Consider the following 19,904-nt stretch of genomic DNA (forward strand, 5'->3'; position numbering starts at 1 on the left):
ATTAATTGCCCAGCTCCCTGAGACATTTGAAGAACTCGTCTCTGTCAATGGGCTTGAAAAGCTTTATGACCCCGTCCAGCCTGTCGGCTTCCTCTCTGTAGGCGGTCGTCACAACTATTTTTGTTTCCGGTCTCTCCTCCTTTATCCTGTCCACCAGCTCGAATCCGCTCATCTCCGGCATGGCGAGATCGGTTATGACTATATCGGGCTTATGCTCCCGAAAAACAGCCAGAGCTTCCCGCCCGTTCTTAACAGTGTAAACTTTTCTGAACTCTCTCACGAGTATCATGGACATAATTTTGCTGACCATTGCGTCATCTTCAGCGTAAAGAACTGTTTTATTCTTCATCAAGGGCTCCCCCTCTGGGCAGGTTTATGGTAAAGCAGGCTCCGTTTCCGGTGTTTGAAGCCGTCAGTCTGCCGTCCATATGCTGTTCTATCAGCAGTTTCGTCATATAAAGCCCTATGCCCGTTCCCTTGCCCTCTTCCTTTGTGGTGAAGTAAGGCTCGAATATTTTGAGGAGATACTCCTCCGGTATGCCTGTGCCGTTGTCGGAGACGGAAACCGTGACGGATCTCTCTGTGCTGCGTATATCGACGTTTATTTCTCCGCGGATGTTCCGTTTATTATTCTGCGCAGCGGATTCTATTGCGTCTGCGGCGTTGTAAATAATGTTGATCACCGCCTGCTTGAATTCGCCGGCGTAGCCGTATACAAGCGCTTTGCCGTCAGATGTCCCGTGTCCGCTCTGCGGAAGGGCGCCGTTGATTTTTATATCAATGTGTTTGGCGGCGAACTGGACTTCAATGAGTCCCGCAAGCTCGGTCACTTCCTTTACCGCATCGTAATGGATCTTTTTCTTATCCGGAGCGAAAAACAGCCTGAAGTCATCTATGGTGGAGGATATGTGCCTGATTATCCCCATGCTTGTGTCGGAGAAGGTATTCATATACTCCCCGTCAATGAGTCCCCGTTTCCAGCATTCGTGAGCGTCCTGCACATAAAGCCCGAGAGCGTTTATGGGCTGGCGCCACTGGTGGGCTATGGCATTTATCATCTGCCCCATGTCGGCGAGTTTTTTCTGTTCCTGTATTATCTGTTCCTGCCTGTGCCGTGCCTCGACTTCCGTTTTGACCTGCTCCTTGAGGCTCTCGTTCATTTTTTTCAGCTCGTTCTCAAGAGTAACAGTTGATGTGGCGTCCTGACAGAAACCAATGTATCTGTTTTCGGCTATTTTAACCACGGAAATTCTCATGAAGAATGTTTCCTTGTTTTTCCGCATAAATTTCAGCGTTTCGGAGACAATTCCCTCCTCAAAAAGAACCTCTTCCGCTTTACGGGCGTTTTCCACGGAATCGGGCGGCCAGAGGTCAACAACCATCATGGAAAGGAGCTCCTTTTCACTGTAGCCCGTTATGCGGCATGCCTCTTTGTTCACTTCCACTATGAGCCCATTGTGGTCGGATATGAATATGCTTATGGGAGCGTTGTTTACATAGGTGCGGTATTTGTTTTCGCTGTATTCCAGCGCTCTCTGCCTCTCCATCAGTTCCTTATGGAAAAATTTCGCGTCCAGCCAGCCTTTAAGGGCGGGAGCAAGGAGCATGACCGCTTTATTGAGTATTTTGACATCCAGTTCGTTGAATCCGCCCTCTTTTTCCGCCAGAACAATTTCGCCGAGAAGCAGATTCTTGTGAACAACGGGCACTGCTATGCAGTTGTTGAAGGGAGTGTGCCCTTGGGGGATATTAACGCAGTCGTTTTCGACAACGGTTTTTCTCTTATTCAGCGCCTCACCCCATGCGCCGCTCCATTTTTCTCTGGGAAAGGAGGCGGAAGTTTTTCCTTTTTCTGGAAAAACCAGCGAAGGGCACACCAGTGTGCCGTCAATATCAATATATCCCGCAAAACCGTGAAGGGAGCTTATCTCTTTCCTGATAACACCCAGAATGCTGCGGAATATATCGCTTTCATCATTCATGAGGAATGAGTTCATCAGCTCCGCGTGGAGACGGTTGTCAATTTCGGATAATGTTTTCTCGGTAATATCATGGAATATGTTGAAAACATAGGATCTGCCGTCCGCAGTGAATACAGAGGAGTGAAACTCAAGATGGTGCAGCCCGCCGGATGAGTCTCTGTGACAGGTTGTCACCGTATCAATCCTTTTCTCCAGCACACGTCCGATCAGCCCTAGTGTCTTCTCCGGCTTGGAGATGGTCAGATCAAGTATGCGTTTGGAGGTAAGCTCCTCAATGCTGTATCCGTAAAGCCTGCACGCGGCTTCGTTGGCATCGGTTATTCTGGTTGTTTCCGGCTCAAAGGTGAGCATGCAGGCGTTGGCGTGCCTGAAGATGTGAGCGTAATCCGGAGCGGATTCACCGCTCCTCTGTTCGTTCTCTGTGGAATTAAGCAATATCATTATTCAGTCCTTGAATTGTGTATATGTTAGATCATATATACGGCGTCGGTAAATGCAATAAAAATCAGGACTGAAATGGGATAAAATTAAAGATGCCGCTTGCTCAGCACCCTGCGAATTTATGCCAGATGTTCATAGTTTCCGTTCCGCCGCAGATGTTTGTGTTGTTGATAAGCCTGCCGCCGAAGCTGTAGTTCCGTTTTGCGAAGGTGATGTTCATTCCGAAGGAGAGGGAGCGGGCGATTGTAAAAAATGTGCTTATGCCGAGTTTGGGCACTTCCTGTTCCATTTTTGCCAGAAGAGCGTTCGCGTATCCTCTGCCTCTGGCTTCGGGCAGGGTGGCGAAATCGGTCATTTCCGCGGCATTGATGTGCGGATTCATTTCCGCGCTTGCCAGAGCGGTTATTCTGCAGTCCTCCCTTATGCCGAAATATGCCGCGGATTCCTTCATCGTCTGTCTTATATAGTCCGCGTCGTGTATGGGAAAAGGGTAAGACTCAAAAACCTGTTTGTAAACACCTGCCATTTCGTCCGCATCGGCGGGCGCCATCCGTTCGCAGAGGTTCGTCATTGGCGGTTCGGTCTCATCCGGTTTGTAGCTGAGGGCTTTGAGGAGTATTTCAGACTGAAGCTTTCTGTCCCTCTCCTCTCTGCGCGCGGGATCAATGAACTTGGAGAGGAAAACCGCCTTTTCGTAAGGAGCGTTCCTGAGGGGAAGCTCCGCCTCGGTGATGTAGCCTCTCTGTATGAAAATATCCGCCTTTTCAGCCGGAACCTTTGCTATTATTTTGGAGTAGCCGTTTCTCTCCGCCAGCTCCTCCGCCTTTGCGGCAGTCTCCTCTCCGCAGGTAGCGGGAAAGGAGAGTATGTAAAGCCTGTCGCTGAATTTTCCATGGTGGACAGCCGCTCCGTCCAGATTTATGATTTTATCCGTCATCGTTTCTTCTCCTGAGTCTTTCAGTGTCCTCCGGAACGAGGGTTATCTTGTCGTCATAGTCAGCCATAAGTCTCTCTATACCTATGGCGGCGGGGTTTTCCTCTCCCGTCACGTTAAGGACGAGGCTGCATGTCTCGCAGTTCCTGTCGCAGAAGACAGGTTCGTATGAATCAGGCTCCTTGTATGAGCATATTACCCCTTCGTAGTTGCGGAGTATAACCTTGTTGGTTGACCATGATACCACATAGTTCGGACTCACGGGGATCTTGCCCCCTCCGCCGGGTGCGTCGATCACATATACAGGCACGGCGAATCCGCTCGTGTGCCCTCTGAGCGCTTCGATAATCTCAATCCCTTTCCCCACGGGAGTACGGAAGTGGGACAGCCCTTCGGAGAGGTCGCACTGATAAAGGTAATAAGGGCGGACACGGTTGCTGACCAGTTTCTGAACCAGCTTTTTCATTATGTAAGGGCAATCGTTTACTCCGGCAAGAAGCACAGACTGATTGCCCAGAGGCACACCGGCTGAGGTGAGCCTGCGCAGGGCTGCGGCTGATGAATCCGTTATCTCTCTGGGATGGTTGAAATGCGTGTTCAGCCAGAGATTCGGGTAACTGCCGAGAAGCTCCGCCAGTTCTTCCGTTACACGATAGGGCAGGACTACGGGCATACGTGTTCCGATTCGGATTACCTCCACATGCTCTATGGCGCTGAGTTCGTCCAGAATCCACTCTATTGCGGAATCAGTAAGCATCAGCGGATCACCGCCGGATATGAGCACGTCTCTCACTTCGGGGGTCTTTCTGATGTAGGCAAGCCCTTTCTCAAGGGTATCTCTGTCGGGGATGAAGTCCCTGTCTCCGACTTTACGCTTTCTGGTACAGTGACGGCAGTACATAGCGCACATATTGCTTACATGAAAAAGAACCCTGTCGGGGTAGCGGTGGGTTATGCACTCCGCCGGGCTGTCAATATCCTCTGACAGCGGGTCGCTCATCTCCCAGTTTTCGGTTATAAGCTCGTTAACAGAGGGGAACGCCTGCCTGAACACGGGATCATCCCGCCAGTTTTCACGGTCTATAAGCGAGGCGTAGTAAGGGGTGATGGCGATGGGAAATTTCTCCGCCGTCATCTCAAGCTGCCTGCGCTCCTCCGGTGTGAAGCTTATTCCCAGCACCTCCTCAAAGGTTTTAATGTCCTTAATCGTTCTTCGGAGCTGCCAGTGCCAGTTTTTCCAGTCCTGCATGCCGGAATCGGGCTGGATGGATTCGGCGATGGACTTTTGGTTAGGTGTGTATATACTCACTGTTTCCTCCTTGGTTTTGATTAATTATACCTTATGTAGATATATTTTCAACATGAAATATAAATATATCTAAGAATAAATCATCTTAAATGGGCATAAAAGGCTGTTTATGGAGTTTTTAAGATTATTTAGATGTTAAAAGTTCCTGAAATGTGCCGTTCTTGGTTGACAAACAGAAATCCCTCTGATATTTCCGTTTAATTTATGAAACTGAAGATCGTGATGTCCTCACGGATACGTGACAAAGCTGTGGACGAACTCACAGCGGAATATGTGAAAAGGATGGGCGCCTACGCCGAGTGCTCCGTGGTTGAGGCTTTTTCTCCGAACAAGGCAAAACAGCTCCCCCTGCTTCTGAAGGCGGGCGAGGGTATGCTGGTGGGCATGGACCCTAAGGGCAAAAGATTCACCAGCGAAAAATTTGCGGCTTGGCTGGAAAAAAAGCTTGAAGAATACGGCGGAGTTACTTTTTTTATCGGCGAGGCAGACGGACTGCACGAAGAGCTTAAGGCCCGTTTAGACGATACAGTCTCTCTCTCGGATATGACAATGGCGCACAGAATAAGCCTTGTTGTTCTCGCAGAGCAGCTTTACAGGGCATTAACAATAATTAAGGGTCATCCCTACCATAAATAGGAGGGTAATGTATGATGGATGCTGAAAGGTTGAGCTACCATAGACAGAAACTTCTCGATATGAAGAAAGAGCTTATCGAGAAGCTGAACGAGAAGTATAACGAAGCGATCAAGCTCGGTACTGAAGGGGTTCAGGATTCCGCTGACGAGGCTTACAACATCTACAACAAAAACCTCATGCTCGGTAAGGTTGAAACCGACGCGCTTAAGCTCAGGCTTGTTGAGCAGGCTCTCCAGCGTATCGCGAACGGAACCTACGGAGTGTGCATCGAATGCGAGGAGGAAATAGAGCAGAGAAGGCTCGAATATGTTCCCTTCGCCAGATACTGCACCGACTGCAAATCCGAACTGGAAAAAAAAGGTCTCATAAAAATGTAGCATAAATCCGGCGGAGGCGTTTTTTCGCTTCCGCCGGTGTTTTGTTTTATTTTGACTTACTGAAAAGTCTTTTTCTGTTGCCGTTTTTCCCCGCCTCTATTATCTTAACGCTTGCGCGCATATGCCGTGAGAATATGGTACTGTTAAAAACCATTCCTCTGTGTGCTTCCTGCACTCAGCGAAGGTTTGCTTTGCAAACTGCGAGCGTGTATAAAAAATTCTTATGGATGAAGAATTTTTTATTGTTAATAAAGGTGTGAAATGGCTGCAAAACTCATATTACTGATACTTGACGGCTGGGGCTGCCGTGAGGATAAAAGAAACAACGCCGTTTTCGAGTCCCGCCCCGCCAATTTTCTCAAACTGATCGACACATGCCCCCATACATTGCTTGACGCCAGCGAGGAGCAGGTCGGACTGCCCGCCGGACAGATGGGCAATTCCGAGGTGGGGCACACCAACATAGGCGCAGGGCGCATCGTATATCAGGATTTTCTCAAAATAAGCATGGATGTACGCTCCGGTGTTATCGGGCAGAACTCCAACATCAGCACATTTTTTGATGACACCCTCAAGGGCTCCGGCAGGCTGCACTTCTTCGGTCTTCTCTCTGACGGCGGTGTCCACAGCCACATTGACCATCTGAAAGGTCTGGTGACGATGGCGCAGAGCAAAGGCATCAGACAGATATTTATCCATGCGTTCACAGACGGCAGGGATACTCCTCCCAAAAGCGGCATTGAATACATGAGGCAGCTTGAGGCGTTCCTTGATGAAACAAAGGCGGGGCATATTGCCACCGTCTGCGGAAGATACTTCGCCATGGACAGGGACAAGAGATGGGACAGGGTCGAGAAGGCTTACAATATGCTCCGTCTCGGTTCGGGAGTCACGGCTCCGTCTGCTGTGCAGGCAGTCCTTGACGCCTACGCCAAGGGTGAAACCGATGAGTTCATACAGCCTGCGGTTATCGAAGGCGTCGACGGAAAGGTGAAGGACGGAGATTTTGTCTTCTTCTATAACTTCCGCGCGGACAGAGCCAGAGAGCTCTGCCTTGCGTTCAATGACCGCAGCTTCGGCGGGTTTGCCAGAAAGGATCATCCTCAGGTTAATTTCATGACACTGACGAGATACGAGAAAAATTACACCTTCCCCGTGGCTTATCCGCCCGAGGAACTTAACGATATATTCGGCGAAGTCATCAGCAGAGAAGGCTTGAAGCAGCTCAGAATAGCCGAGACCGAGAAATACGCTCACGTGACTTACTTTTTCAACGGCGGGCGTGAAACTGTCTTTGAGGGTGAGGAGCGGGAGCTTATCGAATCGCCGAAGGACGTACCGACTTATGATAAAAAGCCTGAAATGAGTGTTTATAAGGTCGCCGAAAAATTCAGAGAGGTTTTCCTGAAGGGTGACATAGATGTGGCTGTGATGAACTTCGCCAATCCGGACATGGTCGGTCACACAGGGGTTGAGGAAGCGGCAGTGAAGGCATGCCGCGCCGTGGACGAATGCCTCGGCGGGATAATCCGCATCGCAGATGAAACCGGCGCTGTGCTCGCTGTGACTGCGGATCACGGCAACTGCGAGCAGATGTGGGATTATGAAAATGATCAGCCCCACACCGCACATACCTTGAATCCTGTGCCCTTTATAGTTTATAATTATAAATGCGTACTTAAAAGCGAAAAGGGCAAGCTGGCGGATATAGCGCCTACACTCCTTGATATAATGGGGATAGAAAAGCCTGAAGCAATGACCGGAGAGTCGCTTCTGGTTAAATAAAATTAAAAAGGGGGCGGGAGAGGAAATGTTTTCTGAGATTTTCCGCCCTGTATGCGCAGGCTGCGGCGAGGATTCGCCTGAGGGTATCTTCTGTGCTGAGTGCGCAGACAGTCTGCGCAGCCTGAAAATGTTCTGCCGAACCTGCGGACACCCGCTCAATGTGGACGCTCTCACGTGCGGCTTCTGCCCTTCGAGGCGGTATGACAGGCTGTTTACCGACTATCTGTACGCTCCGCCTCTTAAGGAACTGCTCAAGAAGATCAAGTTTGCTTACGGAGTGAGAGGTATTTTTCATCTTGGTGAACTGATTAAGCAGCCGGAAAGTGTTTTTTCGGGGTATGATATAGTTACACCCGTGCCCTCTCACTACACACGGAAGCTCCGGAGAATAATCCATCCGGCGGATGTTCTGGCACGGCACATAGCGGGTCTGAGCGGAAAGCAGTCTGAAAGGCTCATTATCCGCAGGAAGAAGACCGGCTACCAGTGGAAGCTGAAGAAAAAGCAGAGAATAAGGAACGTAAGCGGAGCCTTCACCCTCAGCGGTGAATGCTCGGGAAAGAAAGTCCTCATAGTTGACGACATTTACACAACAGGATCCACTGTCAACGAATGCGCCAAGGTTCTCAAAATAAACGGAGCGGAGCTTGTGGACGTGTACGCCCTAAGCTGCTCAGGGTATTATTGATGGAGTTTTTTAGATGAAGATGCTGGACATGCTCGCATCCAACCTTGCAGGGCTGGATTTCCCCATGTTTGCGTATCTGCCCCGTACGGGGAAAATGTACCGTATAGACGGGGGGAAGACGTCACCTATGCCCGTTCCCGAAACTATCAGACCGGGACTTGAGGACGAGTCCAAGTCTGTGATATATTTCAGGAAAGGGGATGAAATAATCGTATTTTTCTTCTTCCGCATCATCGCGGAAGGGAGTGAGATTATTCTTGTCATTCAGGACACCAAGGGCGGTCAGCGCCCTGCCAGAGTGCTTTCTCTTTTTGCTTCCAAAGCCCTCACCGAAAAGCCCGCCCCGACGCCTGAGCCTGTTTTCAGAAACTACTCAGCCGATGAATCACTGCGCCGTGAACTGGAGAAAATGATAGGGCGGGTGACCGAGCTTGAGATAGGCATCAGCGAAAAGGACGCAAAGCTTCTTGAGCTTCAGCGCAGGCTGTTTGTCCAGAATGAGCTTCTGGACAGGATGGAAAGCGCTGAAAGCAAGGATGAGGGGCGGCTTGAAGAGATCATGGAGCTCAAAGAGCAGATAGTCGCCAAGAACGAGGAGATCTCAAGCCTTGAGACCGAAATACAGTCGCTTCAGATTGAGGCGGAATCACTCAGCGGCAAGCTGGGCAGCTATGATGATGTTCTTTCGGATAATGATGTAAAGATACACGAGCTCGAAACCGAGCTGGAGAACCAGAGTGAAGAACTGGTGCAGGCGGAAGACCTGATCGGTGTTCTCAAGACCAGCCGCAACAAGATCAGAAAGCTCATGGACGGTCTGCCCATGCCGCTTTTCTCTGTGGATAAGCACTACATTGTCAAAAACGTCAACCGTGCGGCGGGAGCATTCGCGGGAAACGGTCCCCTGAACGAGATAGTCGGTCAGGAATGCTATAAGGTGTTTTACGGATTTGACAAACCCTGCTCATGGTGCCACCTGCCGGACGCTCTGGAAGGAAAGGAGACCACGGAGCATATAGATGTCTATAAGGGCGATAAACTGCTTAAAATAGAGCAGCAGATGTATCCCGTGCCGAATAATGAAGGCGAAGTGGACGAAGCGGGCGAGCACCTCTTTGACATGACAGAGCAGTATGAGCTGATAAACTCCCTTGAGACTTACAAGGGACAGATCAAAAAATATAAAATGTCTAAGCTGAATGACATTAACGAAATAGAAGAGCTCAAAAAGGAATATACCACTCTGAATGAAAGCTATGAGGATCTTCAGGTTAAGTTCCAGAAAATTCGTGTGACACTGGAAAGGCTTCTCTCCGAAGACAAGATGAACGAACTGCTGCGCACCAGAAACGAAAACGCCGAGCTCCGCAACAAGCTCACCCGTGCGGCAAGCGCCCTCCGGAATTATCAGGTTAATCTGGACGAAAGCAAGACCAGATATACCGAGCTGAATAAAAAGACGGTTTACCAGCTTGAGAGGCTGATAAACGTGCTCAATAACAAGGCAACCCTCAAGCAGCCTGATATGGAACAGAGTTTCGCTTTCATAAACAGCGAAATTGCCCGCCTTAAACGTGATTATGATAAACTTTGTGGTGGAAAAACAGCCAAAACAAGTGTAAATGTTAGTGACGCCGGAGAAAGGGCGCAGGAAGCGGATTGAGAGGGTTTTCAACAGAACGCCGTCTCACTTTTCCGGCTTAGTGCCTTTTGACTCTGTCTGCGTAATCAGGACGGTATGCTGACTCCGTTTAAGCGGAGTTTTTCAGTTTAATGTGAAAATTTAAAATATATTCAGGAGGCACATGATGGGTGTTAAAATCGGTATCAACGGATTCGGAAGAATCGGACGCTGCGCTTTCAGAGCGATATTTGAGAGAGGACTCGACGTGGACGTGGTCGCCATCAACGACCTTACGAGCCCCGCGACTCTTGCGCACCTTCTCAAATACGACTCAGTTCACGGAATTTTCGGTTTTGACGTGAAGGCGGAGGCGGACGCCATCATCGTAAACGGCAAAAGAATTGCGATCAGCGCGGAGAGAGACCCCGCAAACCTTCCTTGGGGCAAGCTCGGTGTTGAGGTGGTTATCGAATCCACAGGCATTTTCACAAGCAGAGAGAAAGCAGAGCTTCACCTTAAAGCCGGCGCGAAGAAAGTTGTAATCTCCGCTCCCGCGACAGACCCCGATATAACTCTTGTTATCGGCGTCAACGATGACAAATACGACAAAACCAAGCACAACATCATCTCCAACGCATCATGCACAACCAACTGCCTTGCGCCCGTCGCGAAGGTGCTTAATGATAACTTCGGCATAGAATCAGGCATTATGACCACTATTCACTCATACACCAATGATCAGCAGATACTTGACCTTCCCCACAAAGATCTCAGAAGAGCAAGAGCAGCTTCTCTCAGTATGATCCCCACCTCCACAGGTGCGGCAAAGGCTGTGGGGCTGGTTCTTCCCGAGCTTAAAGGCAGGCTGACAGGTACTTCTGTGCGTGTTCCCACGCCCAACGTATCCATAGTCGACCTTACCGTAAGCCTGAAAAAATCTGTCACTGTTGAGGAAGTCAACGCTGCGATGAAAAAAGCGGCAGACGAGCTCAAGGGCATTCTCTTCTACAGCGAAGAACCCCTTGTCTCCATCGACTTTAACGGTAACCCCCACTCATCTATCTTTGATGCCGAGCTTACAACGCTCATAGACGGCAAGCTGCTCAAGGTGTTCAGCTGGTACGACAACGAATGGGGCTACTCCAACAGGGTTGCCGAACTCGTTACCAAAGTTCTTTAATCCGGCTGCGGGCAGAACGAGATGGCTAAGAGCATAAAGGATCTTGAGTTAAAAGGAAGAAGACTGTTCATGAGGGTGGATTTCAACATCCCCCTCAAAGACGGCGTGGTTCAGGACGATACCCGCATCCGTGAGGCACTTGAGTCAATAAGATATGCCAAGGACGCAGGGGCGAGAGTTGTTCTCGCCTCTCATCTGGGCAGACCGAAGGGTGAGAAAAATCCGGCGTATTCCCTTGAGCCCGTTGCGGAATATATAAGCAGAAATTACTTCCACGTTGACTTCATAGACGACTGCGTCGGTGAAAATGTGCAGCAGACTGTCAGCAGAATGCGTGACGGTGAAGTGCTGCTCCTTGAGAACCTCCGCTTCTACAAGGGTGAGGAGAAAAACCTTCCCGAGTTCACCGCGGAGCTGGCGAAGCTCGCGGACGCTTATGTGAACGATGCCTTCGGCACATGCCACAGAAAACACGCTTCCGTTTACGGGCTTCCCGAAATCATTCAGGACAAGGCCGCGGGTTTTCTCGTTGAGAGGGAGATAAAATATTTTGAAAAGCTCTTGAAAAACGCGGACAGACCCTTCGCCGCTATCCTTGGCGGGGCAAAAGTCTCGGATAAAATAGGCGTAATCGAATCGCTCATATCACTCACCGACAGAATCTTCATCGGCGGCGCAATGGCTTACACCTTCCTTAAGTTTAAGGGCGTAAAAACAGGCATCTCTCTTGTTGAGACCGATCAGGATGAGACAGTGGATAAAATCCTCAGAAAAGCGGCTGAAAAAGGTGTGCAGATCTATCTTCCCGTTGATCATGTTGTTGCGCCTGAGTTCAGCTCAGCCACAGGCTCAATCACTGACGGGGCGGATATTCCCGATGGTATGATGGGGCTTGATATAGGACCCAAAACCACTCAGATGTACATTAAAGCTCTTGAAGAGTGCAAAACCGTCCTCTGGAACGGTCCTATGGGCGTATTTGAGAAGGAGCAGTTCTCCAAGGGCACATTCTCGCTGGCAAGGGCTCTGGGCGACAGCGACGCTGTGGTGGTCGTAGGCGGCGGTGACTCCGTTTCCGCGGCTTGTCAGGCAGGTGTCTCCGAGAAACTGGCGCACATCTCCACCGGCGGCGGCGCCTCTCTGGAATACATAGAGTTCGGCAGGCTGCCCGGAATAGAAATTTTAGGATAAAAAAAATAAAGTTTCCACTTCATTTGCGAAGCGGGTCCAAGTCTTTTAAGGGGTTTTGGGGAAGCTTTTTTCAAAAAGTTTCTCCAATTACTTTTATAATAGTTCAGAAACGGCACGTCCTGTCCGTTTCTTCACACGCTCGCGCCTTGCAGTGCAAGGCTTCGCTTCGCACGGCGCACTCCCTTCCGTGGGAGTGTTTATTTTCCGCCGCTGACCTTATCTTAATTTATAATAGTTCAGAAACGGTACGTCCTGTCCGTTTCTTCACACGCTCGCGCCTTGCGGGGCAAGGCTTCGCTTCGCGCGGCGCACTCCCTTCCGTGGGAGTGTTTATTTTCCGCCACTGACCTTATCCAGAGCCATATTGTTGATTTTCTTTTCGTCGCCTTTTTTGATTGCGGTGAACTGGATTCCGCAGAGCTTGTGTGTGCGCCATGCGACACGTCCTCTTATTATATCGCTGGCGAACAGATCTACAGTCAGCGGCATATTAGGACATTTGATGCAGGCGATTTTCTTCATGGAATGTTTGTTGCCGATTTCCACCTCTTCACCTTGGAGAAGGTTGTTGTTGTGGAAAATGCACAGTCCCCCCGCGCTGTAGTCATGCACTCGGGCGATAAAGCATGTGGAGGTCTCCTTCAGTCCTGTTTTCTTATCCGTTTTCAGCACTGTTACGCATAGTCTGAAATCACCGGACGCGCGCCTGAAGTTCCTCTTACGTTCCCCTTTGCCGATTAATCCCTTAATTTTATCAAGCATTGTGTCTGAACCTTTAAATATTTATACAATTCTACATGAATTTGTTATAAAATTACAAGACCTCGGAGAAAAAAATGACAGATGTTGCGGCAGCAGTGATTTTCAAAGACAATAAAGTATTCCTCGCCAGAAGAGGAGCCGCTCAGAGGCTCGGCGGCTTCTGGGAGTTTCCCGGCGGAAAGATTGAGCAGGGAGAATCCGGCGCGGAGGCTATAATCCGTGAGATCAAAGAAGAACTCGGGATAAATGTTCAGGTGGGCGGACTCATCGGTCAGTGCGTACACCATTATGATACATGGTCTATCAGGCTTATTGTCTATGAGTGTGACTGGATTTCCGGACGTCTCGTACCCAGAGTTCACGATGACACTGCGTGGGTAGGCGCTGACGAGCTTGCGTCTTACAGCCTCGCTCCGGCGGATGTCCACTTTGTGGAGCCGGTGCGAGCCATAATGCTCAGCAGAGCCTAAGACCTGTCCAGAAGCATCTGCACGGCGAATTGTTTTGCTATTCTTCCGCTTCTTCCGCCCCTGTCCATGGCATAGTTTTCAGCCAGCCTCTGCCAGTCGTCAATGTTAAGTCCGAATTTCTTAAGATAATGCTCTGCTATGCTGAGATAAGGCTCCCTGCGCATGGGATAGAAGCCGATGTTTATGGCGAAGCGTGATTTGAGGGAAATTTTTTCGTTCTCCTCGTCACGGTCGTATATATCGTTGGTGTCTGCGGCTTTGTCCGGAACCATGTGGCGCATGTTTGATGTCGCTACTATCATGCAGTTTGCCGGACGCTTCTCCAGCCCGCCTTCAAGGACTGATTTGAACCTTCTGAAAAGAACATCGTTCCTGTCGAACGATATATCATCAAAATAAATTATATAATAATGCTTTGAATCCCTGCGGATGGTGGAGTTGAGAGCGTGAAGCTCATCTATGTCTTCCTGACGGAATTCCACAGCCCGCAGCCCTGCTTCGTGGTACTCGGTGAGGAGCATTTTTATTATGGATGATTTACCCGCCCCTCTTTCCCCCCAGAGGAGCATATCAAGGTGAGCTCCTCCTGAAACGAAGGAGCGTATATTCTTTTCCGCTGCCTCTATCTGGTTTTCAAGACCCACAAGGTCTGTGCGGTGAACCGAATCCATATCCTCTATGGAATCGAGAGCGCCGTTCCGCCATCTGAACGCACGTACTCCGCTCATCAAAGGAGCCTTGCCGCGTCTTTGGCAAAGTATGTGAGAATGAGTTTGGCGCCTGCTCTTTTCATGGAGAGAAGGGATTCAAACATCACCTTCTCATAGTCCAGCCAGCCTCTCTGTGCGGCGGCGTGCACCATGGCGTATTCACCGCTTACGTTGTATGCGGCTATGGGTTTGTCAAAGTTGTCGGCAAGCTCACGGATAATGTCCAGATAAGGCAGACCGGGCTTAACCATGAGTATATCCGCTCCCTCCTCAACATCCGTCATCGCCTCCCGCAGGGCCTCACGCCTGTTGGCGGGATCCATCTGGTAGGTTTTGCGGTCGCCGAAGGCGGGAGTGCTTTCCGCCGCTTCACGGAAGGGACCGTAAAACGCCGAGCTGTATTTGACGGCGTAGCTCATTATGGGGATGTTGTGGTAGCCGTTGCCGTCCAGAATGTCTCTGATGGTGATTATGCGTCCGTCCATCATGTCACTGGGGGCAACCATGTCCGCACCCGCCTCAACGTGGCTGAGGGCTTCAAGGGCGAGATATTTCAGGGTTTCGTCATTATCCACATCATTGTTCTTAATGATTCCGCAGTGACCGTGGTCTGTATATTCGCACATGCAGACATCGGTTATTACGTACATTTCAGGCACTTCGTGCTTTATGGCTCTTATGGTGTTCTGGATAACGCCGTGCTTGTCGTATGCCTGTGAGCCCATGGCGTCCTTATGCTCGGGGATTCCGAAGAGGATTACAGAGGGAACGCCCAGCGCCTTGAGCTTTTCGCATTCAGTGACTATATGCTCTATGCTCATCTGGTAAATGCCGGGCATGGAGGAAATCTCTTTTTTTATCCCTTCGCCTTCTGCAACGAAAAGCGGATAGATAAGATCATCAACAGATACCTGATTCTCTCTTACCATTCTTCTGATCGCGGGGTTGCTTCTGAGCCTTCTGCCTCTGTCTATGGGAAATGCCATTTCAAACTCCTTTGTAAAGATTAGCTATCAGCTCCGTCATGCCTTCTATGGTCTGCACCTGCGGATAGACGGATTCGTGTCCCCTGTCCTTAAGATACTGCCATGTGGTTTTACCTATGCTGACAAGGGTGACTTCGCTTAAGTTCTCGGTCTGCGCAAGCAGGCTTTCCGCCGCACTTGGGGCGGTGAGAGTTATAATATCTATGCCGTTTTCTTTTATATACTTGTCAGTGTAGCCTTTTTCATATATCACAGGCGAGGTTTTGTAGGTGCTTATCCTGTCCACTTCTGCTCCGCGCTCGGCGAGATAGCCGCAGAGGTCTCCCGCACGCTTTTCTGCACCGGGGGAGAGGACTTTCAGCCCCTTCACGTCAATTTCCGAGAACATGCGTATCAGTCCTTCCGCTGAAAATTCGTCCGGCACACCGTCCGGCGTGATGCCGTATTCCTGAAGTTTTTTTGCGGTTTTTGCTCCTACTGCGACAGTGTAGCGGAACTTCACCCTGCCGAAATGCTGAGCGAAAGTAGACACAGCGACAGGGCTGGTGAAAACGGCTACATCGTAATCCTTTTCAGGGATGGGTTCACCCGTGGGAACAGTCTCTATGAGCGGCAGAGCGAACACCTGAAAACCTTCATTCTCAAGGAGTTTCACAAGTTCCGCCGACTGGCTTTTCTGTCTGGTTACAAGAACCTGTCTCATTTTGAGTATATTTCGTCCAGTATTTCTTTTCCGCCTGCGGCGAGTATGGATTCTGCGAGTTCATAGCCTATTTCCGCGGCGTCCTGAACACTGCCCTTGTTTTCTGCTTCGATGTATGTTTCGCCTATAAGGTCGGAAACAAGCCCCTTCATGATTATGCGGTCGCCTTCAATGACGGAATGTCCGGCTATGGGAGCCTGACATCCTCCCTCAAGCCTTCTGAGGAAGGTTCTTTCACATCTTACCCTTGTTTCTGTGGGTTCGTGGCGGAGGAAGTCGAGAAGCTGTTTGCTCTCCTTGTCGTCACTGCGGACTTCGATTCCAAGAATCCCCTGACAAACGGCGGGGAGCATGTCTTCGGCTGATATTACATCCGTAACCCTGTCGTGGTATTCAAGGCGCACAAGCCCCGCGCGGGCAAGGATTATGGCATCGTATTCACCGTCATCAAGCTTTCTCAGGCGGGTGTTCACATTGCCTCTGAGATCCTTTATCTCAAGATCGGGGCGGAGACGGGCAAGCTGAACCTTCCTGCGGAGGCTGCTTGTGCCGACTACTGCGTTCTGAGGAAGATCTGCGATTGTTTTATATTTTACGGATACGAAAGCGTCCTCCGGCGTTTCCCCTTCGGGGCTGGCGTAAAGCTCCAGACCTTCGGGAAGGAGCATGGGAACATCCTTCATGCTGTGTACGGCTATATCAGCTTCGTTTTCAAGCAGCGCCGTTTCTATTTCCTTCACGAAAAGCCCCTTGCCGCCTATTTTAGCCAGAGGCACATCGAGTATTTTATCTCCTTGAGTTTTTATGACGAGGAGTTCGCATTCGACCTTGTGCTCCTTCTCAAGCAGTGCCTTGATGTGATTAGCCTGCCACAGAGCGAGCATGCTTCCCCTTGTTGCGATTCTTACTTTTTTCATTATCTGTCCCCTGATTTATTCTTTTAAGTCGAAAATAATTTTCACCGCTTCGTCAAGGCTGTAGTTCTCTTTGCCCGGCGCGAGGTCTTTAAGGTTGTTCAGCGGCGTGTGCAGAACCTTGTTCATGAACGCGCTGAGCAGATATTCCAGCTTCCTGCGCTCATTTGCGTCCGTGACCTTGAACTTGTCACAGAAGCGGTCGAGCTCAAGCATCCTTTTTTCATCAAAGCTTTCACGAAGCGCTTTTATCACCGGAACAATCTTCATCGATTCCACCCAGCGGTAAAAGTCTGTAACTCCGTTTTCAATATATTCCATAGCCTTAACAGCCTCTTTCTGTCGGAGCTTTTTATTTGACTCCACCACGGCTTTCAGGTCGTCTATGTCGTAAACGTAGGCGTTTTCAATATCCGCCACTGCGGGGTCTATGTCTCTCGGCACTGCTATGTCTATGAAGAACATCGGTTTGTGCTTGCGCCTGATCATAACCGGCTTGATGTCCGGCGCTTCGATCATGTAGCCGCTGGCTCCGGTGGAGGAGAGAACAATGTCCGCATGGCTGAGCTCCTCACGGAATTTATCCAGAGGTACGGCATTTCCTCCAACCTCAGCGGCGAGCTTTTCCGCCTTTTCAAATGTTCTGTTTGTAACCGTGATGCCTCCGATGCTTGCGCTGCGGAGGTGTTTACAGGCTATCTCGCACATTTCGCCCGCTCCGACAACGAGGGCGTGTTTGTCCTCAAGGCTTCCGAAAATTTTTGAGGCCAGCTCCACGGCTGCGGAACTGACGGAGACGGGGTTATCGCCTATGCCTGTGTTGGTTCTTACCTTTTTAGTGGTTTTGATTACGAATTCTTCCAGCTTGCGGACGAATGTTTTCGCCGCTCCAAACTTGCGGGAGTTTTCAAAGGCATCCTTCACCTGACCGAATATCTGCGGCTCGCCCATCACGAGAGAGTCCAGCCCGCCCGCCACACGGAATATATGGCGTACAGATTCCTCACCGCAGTAAATATAAGTGTACTTACGGAGAATGCTGCGGTCGATTTTGCACTGCTCGGCTATGATATTAAGCACACTGTCCACGTTACAGAGGAAGTCATCGGTGACTATGTAGTACTCCACCCTGTTGCAGGTGGAGATCACCATAGCCTCATATATTCTGTCATTCAGGAGGATGTTTGAATAAAGCTCCTCCAGCACCGCTTCGGCAACGGCCAAAGTTTCCCGCACCTCTACAGGGGCGGTATTATGGTTAAGTCCTACAACTGCCAACTGCATCTATATTCAGCCCATGAGAAAAAACGCGACACCGGCGTACGTTACCACTACGGAAATAAATCCCGCCAGAGTGGAGTAGGCGGTGCTTCTCGGCGTCATGCCTCTGTATTTTTTTAAATATGTTATCAAGCCGAATATCACCCATGTGATAACGGCGAAGATCATTTTCGGAAGGATGAACCCGAACCGCTCGGGCTCGTAAACTATCCACACGAAGCCGGATATAAGCCCGACGCTGAAAAAGTAAAACCCGAGGAGCAGGTTTACCGTGGTGAGGCGGTCTATCTGATTGAGGGGCGGAAAGCGCTTGAAGATTATCCCGAAGTTTTTCTTTTTAAGCTCTCTTTCCTGAATGAAGTACATTATGCTCGCCACGGTTGCGAACATGAAGAACGCTGTGCCGATGACAGTGAAAGGCAGGTGGATAAAAAGCCATATGCCGCTCATTTCCACTGCGTCTTTCGGGGCGGCGGAGGGGAGCACAAGCACAAGTATGCTCAGGATGATTACTATGGGGAATATGAAAAGCCCCAGCAGCGGGCGCCTGTATTTCATGAAAAGTATAAGGTATATAAAGGTCAGAGCCAGTGAGACCATGGCGAAAAGATCGCCGAGGGAATACGACGGGAAGTGCCCGAAGTGTTTCCAGTGGGTAGCTATGCTCCCCGCGAAAAGCAGGAATGAGAGCACCGCAAAGAGATTTGTGAGGTGCTGGAGATACCTGTTCCCCAGAAAAAGATAAAGCGTGATATGTATAAAAGCGAGGATAGCCGCGCCCAGAGCAAAATCAAAGTGCATTTTTTCTCCTACTCCGCCAATGATTCGTAAGTTACAAAAATTATCCTGTTTTGTGAAGCCCGAATATTATTATATAAAATTTTCCCGCTCACGTAAGCTTTTATTTTGACAGCTACGTTTTATTTAGGTTCAGAACGGTGTAAGCATTGCCTGATCCGCTATTTTTGCTGCCGTAAATGATGTAAATATTATTTCCCATTGAAAGAGGACATGCCTTGTAGTATTTTCATCTGCTATGACTTGGGAAAATATAGACTTACATCATAAAGAACTGCTGTACGAGAGGTTCCGCAATATATCGGAGCCCCTTTCCGAATACACCTTCGCGAACATTTTTCTTTTCAGAAGAACCCACGAGTATGAAATAGGGCGCAACGGCGAGCCTGTTATCAGGGGTAAAACCTATGACGGGAAAAAATATATCCAGCCGGTTAACAATCTTCAGGCTTATTCAAAGGAAAAGCTCCTTGAACTCCAGAAGGATGCGGAGTTCTTCTTCCCCGTGTCGGAAGAGTGTCTGGCGCTGCTTGATCCTGCGACAATAGAATACACCAGTGACGAAGCCGACTCGGACTACATATACACCAGAGAAAAAATGGCAACCTACGCCGGACGCAAGCTGCACAAAAAGCGCAACCTGATGAAGCAGTTTCATGAGGAGTATGAAGGCACGAGCCGCCCAATATGCGGCGAGGTGAAAGAGGATGCACTGTATATCCTTGAGAAATGGCAGGATCAGGCGGATCTGCCCAAAGAGGAAACCGACTACAGAGCCTGTCTGGAAGCGCTGACACACTGCGATGAGCTTGTGCTCTGCGGTGAGATATATTACGCAAACGGCAAGCCCTGCGGGTTTATTCTGGGTGAGGAGCTGAACTCGGAGACTTATGTGATGCACTTCGCCAAGGGGCTTGTGGGCTTCAAGGGTGTTTATCAGTTTATATTCAATGAGTTCGCCAAGCATCTCCCCGAAAAATATAAATACATCAACTTTGAGCAGGATATGGGCAAGGAAAGCCTGCGCCAGTCAAAACGGAGCTACCTGCCTGATCTTCTCATGAAAAAATACAGGGTAAGGTTCAAGGGTTAGAGATCAGGTATACGTCCGTCTTTTTTTCTTATTAAATCAA

The 19,904-nt window shown here is 49.7% G+C and carries 20 protein-coding genes; 9 read left to right on the forward strand and 11 right to left on the reverse strand.

The window, feature by feature from the left end:
- Nucleotide 1: 1 nt before the first annotated feature.
- The 4 genes from EP073_RS02600 to kamA all read right to left on the reverse strand — a co-directional run bounded on the left by EP073_RS02600 (nt 2) and on the right by kamA (nt 4,666).
- Nucleotides 2–349 carry a response regulator gene (locus tag EP073_RS02600; protein WP_128465612.1) on the reverse strand — a complete coding sequence of 116 codons (348 nt, stop codon included), beginning with the start codon at nt 347–349 and terminating at the stop codon, nt 2–4.
- Nucleotides 339–2,423: a PAS domain S-box protein gene (locus EP073_RS02605; protein WP_128465613.1), complete on the reverse strand. Its 2,085-nt coding sequence runs from the start codon at nt 2,421–2,423 to the stop codon at nt 339–341. Before EP073_RS02605 ends, EP073_RS02600 begins: the two co-directional genes overlap by 11 nt.
- A gap of 103 nt (nt 2,424–2,526) precedes the next feature.
- Nucleotides 2,527–3,360: a putative beta-lysine N-acetyltransferase gene (ablB, locus tag EP073_RS02610; protein WP_128465614.1), complete on the reverse strand. Its 834-nt coding sequence runs from the start codon at nt 3,358–3,360 to the stop codon at nt 2,527–2,529.
- On the reverse strand, nt 3,350–4,666 hold the full coding sequence (gene kamA, locus EP073_RS02615) for a lysine 2,3-aminomutase (RefSeq protein WP_128465615.1): 1,317 nt from the start codon (nt 4,664–4,666) through the stop codon (nt 3,350–3,352). Before kamA ends, ablB begins: the two co-directional genes overlap by 11 nt.
- A 204-nt stretch (nt 4,667–4,870) precedes the next feature.
- Between kamA and EP073_RS02620 the strand changes: the two genes are divergently transcribed.
- The 7 genes from EP073_RS02620 (at nt 4,871) to EP073_RS02650 (ending at nt 12,147) form a co-directional block, all read left to right on the forward strand.
- Entirely contained in the window at nt 4,871–5,302 is a 432-nt protein-coding gene (locus tag EP073_RS02620; protein WP_128465616.1) for a 23S rRNA (pseudouridine(1915)-N(3))-methyltransferase RlmH, read from the forward strand.
- A gap of 11 nt (nt 5,303–5,313) precedes the next feature.
- Nucleotides 5,314–5,679: a TraR/DksA family transcriptional regulator gene (locus tag EP073_RS02625; protein WP_241654037.1), complete on the forward strand. Its 366-nt coding sequence runs from the start codon at nt 5,314–5,316 to the stop codon at nt 5,677–5,679.
- Between the two features lie 261 nt (nt 5,680–5,940).
- On the forward strand, nt 5,941–7,464 hold the full coding sequence (gene gpmI, locus EP073_RS02630; RefSeq protein ID WP_128465617.1) for a 2,3-bisphosphoglycerate-independent phosphoglycerate mutase: 1,524 nt from the start codon (nt 5,941–5,943) through the stop codon (nt 7,462–7,464).
- Between the two features lie 25 nt (nt 7,465–7,489).
- Nucleotides 7,490–8,152, forward strand: coding sequence for a ComF family protein (locus tag EP073_RS02635; RefSeq protein ID WP_128465618.1), 663 nt, complete (start codon nt 7,490–7,492; stop codon nt 8,150–8,152).
- Between the two features lie 13 nt (nt 8,153–8,165).
- Complete coding sequence (locus EP073_RS02640) at nt 8,166–9,815, forward strand: PAS domain-containing protein (RefSeq protein WP_128465619.1); 1,650 nt, start codon at nt 8,166–8,168, stop codon at nt 9,813–9,815.
- Between the two features lie 145 nt (nt 9,816–9,960).
- Nucleotides 9,961–10,956 (forward strand): type I glyceraldehyde-3-phosphate dehydrogenase, encoded by a 996-nt coding sequence (gene gap / locus EP073_RS02645; protein ID WP_128467760.1) that lies wholly within the window; start codon nt 9,961–9,963, stop codon nt 10,954–10,956.
- A 21-nt stretch (nt 10,957–10,977) separates the two neighbouring features.
- Entirely contained in the window at nt 10,978–12,147 is a 1,170-nt protein-coding gene (locus EP073_RS02650) for a phosphoglycerate kinase (RefSeq protein ID WP_128465620.1), read from the forward strand.
- 330 nt (nt 12,148–12,477) lie between these two features.
- On the opposite strand, the gene EP073_RS02655 is transcribed toward EP073_RS02650, so the two are convergent.
- Entirely contained in the window at nt 12,478–12,909 is a 432-nt protein-coding gene (locus tag EP073_RS02655) for a PilZ domain-containing protein (RefSeq protein WP_128465621.1), read from the reverse strand.
- Between the two features lie 74 nt (nt 12,910–12,983).
- Here EP073_RS02655 and EP073_RS02660 point away from each other — a divergent pair, with 74 nt between their 5' ends.
- On the forward strand, nt 12,984–13,379 hold the full coding sequence (locus tag EP073_RS02660; protein ID WP_128465622.1) for a (deoxy)nucleoside triphosphate pyrophosphohydrolase: 396 nt from the start codon (nt 12,984–12,986) through the stop codon (nt 13,377–13,379).
- Here the strand turns inward: EP073_RS02660 and EP073_RS02665 are convergent.
- From EP073_RS02665 to EP073_RS02690, 6 genes are read right to left on the reverse strand one after another with little or no spacing between them, the layout of a single operon-like run.
- Complete coding sequence (locus EP073_RS02665) at nt 13,376–14,107, reverse strand: DUF815 domain-containing protein (protein ID WP_128465623.1); 732 nt, start codon at nt 14,105–14,107, stop codon at nt 13,376–13,378. The two genes, EP073_RS02660 and EP073_RS02665, sit on opposite strands and share 4 nt — an antisense overlap.
- Nucleotides 14,107–15,075 (reverse strand): porphobilinogen synthase, encoded by a 969-nt coding sequence (gene hemB, locus EP073_RS02670; RefSeq protein ID WP_128465624.1) that lies wholly within the window; start codon nt 15,073–15,075, stop codon nt 14,107–14,109. Before hemB ends, EP073_RS02665 begins: the two co-directional genes overlap by 1 nt.
- Nucleotide 15,076: 1 nt before the next feature.
- A complete protein-coding gene (locus EP073_RS02675; RefSeq protein ID WP_128465625.1) occupies nt 15,077–15,778 on the reverse strand; it encodes a uroporphyrinogen-III synthase in 702 nt (233 codons plus the stop codon).
- Complete coding sequence (gene hemC, locus EP073_RS02680) at nt 15,775–16,695, reverse strand: hydroxymethylbilane synthase (RefSeq protein WP_206617492.1); 921 nt, start codon at nt 16,693–16,695, stop codon at nt 15,775–15,777. Before hemC ends, EP073_RS02675 begins: the two co-directional genes overlap by 4 nt.
- A gap of 15 nt (nt 16,696–16,710) precedes the next feature.
- Nucleotides 16,711–17,976, reverse strand: a complete 1,266-nt coding sequence (hemA, locus tag EP073_RS02685) for a glutamyl-tRNA reductase (protein WP_128465627.1) — start codon at nt 17,974–17,976, stop codon at nt 16,711–16,713.
- 6 nt (nt 17,977–17,982) lie between these two features.
- The gene (locus EP073_RS02690; RefSeq protein WP_128465628.1) at nt 17,983–18,774 is read right to left on the reverse strand and encodes a cytochrome C assembly family protein; all 792 of its coding nucleotides are present in this window, start codon (nt 18,772–18,774) and stop codon (nt 17,983–17,985) included.
- A gap of 235 nt (nt 18,775–19,009) precedes the next feature.
- Between EP073_RS02690 and EP073_RS02695 the strand changes: the two genes are divergently transcribed.
- Nucleotides 19,010–19,864 (forward strand): DUF2156 domain-containing protein, encoded by an 855-nt coding sequence (locus tag EP073_RS02695; protein ID WP_128465629.1) that lies wholly within the window; start codon nt 19,010–19,012, stop codon nt 19,862–19,864.
- Nucleotides 19,865–19,904: the final 40 nt, after the last annotated feature.

Origin of the sequence: Geovibrio thiophilus, from assembly GCF_004087915.1 — a bacterium.
Lineage (GTDB): Bacteria > Chrysiogenota > Deferribacteres > Deferribacterales > Geovibrionaceae > Geovibrio > Geovibrio thiophilus.

What these genes read in the sequence shown, in the direction of transcription:
- EP073_RS02600 (WP_128465612.1), bottom strand. Translation starts at nt 349, where the DNA reads ATGAAGAATAAAACAGTTCTTTACGCTGAAGATGACGCAATGGTCAGC.
- EP073_RS02605 (WP_128465613.1), bottom strand. Translation starts at nt 2,423, where the DNA reads ATGATATTGCTTAATTCCACAGAGAACGAACAGAGGAGCGGTGAATCC.
- ablB (WP_128465614.1), bottom strand. Translation starts at nt 3,360, where the DNA reads ATGACGGATAAAATCATAAATCTGGACGGAGCGGCTGTCCACCATGGA.
- EP073_RS02620 (WP_128465616.1), top strand. Translation starts at nt 4,871, where the DNA reads ATGAAACTGAAGATCGTGATGTCCTCACGGATACGTGACAAAGCTGTG.
- EP073_RS02625 (WP_241654037.1), top strand. Translation starts at nt 5,314, where the DNA reads ATGATGGATGCTGAAAGGTTGAGCTACCATAGACAGAAACTTCTCGAT.
- gpmI (WP_128465617.1), top strand. Translation starts at nt 5,941, where the DNA reads ATGGCTGCAAAACTCATATTACTGATACTTGACGGCTGGGGCTGCCGT.
- EP073_RS02635 (WP_128465618.1), top strand. Translation starts at nt 7,490, where the DNA reads ATGTTTTCTGAGATTTTCCGCCCTGTATGCGCAGGCTGCGGCGAGGAT.
- EP073_RS02640 (WP_128465619.1), top strand. Translation starts at nt 8,166, where the DNA reads ATGAAGATGCTGGACATGCTCGCATCCAACCTTGCAGGGCTGGATTTC.
- gap (WP_128467760.1), top strand. Translation starts at nt 9,961, where the DNA reads ATGGGTGTTAAAATCGGTATCAACGGATTCGGAAGAATCGGACGCTGC.
- EP073_RS02650 (WP_128465620.1), top strand. Translation starts at nt 10,978, where the DNA reads ATGGCTAAGAGCATAAAGGATCTTGAGTTAAAAGGAAGAAGACTGTTC.
- EP073_RS02655 (WP_128465621.1), bottom strand. Translation starts at nt 12,909, where the DNA reads ATGCTTGATAAAATTAAGGGATTAATCGGCAAAGGGGAACGTAAGAGG.
- EP073_RS02660 (WP_128465622.1), top strand. Translation starts at nt 12,984, where the DNA reads ATGACAGATGTTGCGGCAGCAGTGATTTTCAAAGACAATAAAGTATTC.
- EP073_RS02665 (WP_128465623.1), bottom strand. Translation starts at nt 14,107, where the DNA reads ATGAGCGGAGTACGTGCGTTCAGATGGCGGAACGGCGCTCTCGATTCC.
- hemB (WP_128465624.1), bottom strand. Translation starts at nt 15,075, where the DNA reads ATGGCATTTCCCATAGACAGAGGCAGAAGGCTCAGAAGCAACCCCGCG.
- EP073_RS02675 (WP_128465625.1), bottom strand. Translation starts at nt 15,778, where the DNA reads ATGAGACAGGTTCTTGTAACCAGACAGAAAAGCCAGTCGGCGGAACTT.
- hemC (WP_206617492.1), bottom strand. Translation starts at nt 16,695, where the DNA reads ATGAAAAAAGTAAGAATCGCAACAAGGGGAAGCATGCTCGCTCTGTGG.
- hemA (WP_128465627.1), bottom strand. Translation starts at nt 17,976, where the DNA reads ATGCAGTTGGCAGTTGTAGGACTTAACCATAATACCGCCCCTGTAGAG.
- EP073_RS02690 (WP_128465628.1), bottom strand. Translation starts at nt 18,774, where the DNA reads ATGCACTTTGATTTTGCTCTGGGCGCGGCTATCCTCGCTTTTATACAT.
- EP073_RS02695 (WP_128465629.1), top strand. Translation starts at nt 19,010, where the DNA reads ATGACTTGGGAAAATATAGACTTACATCATAAAGAACTGCTGTACGAG.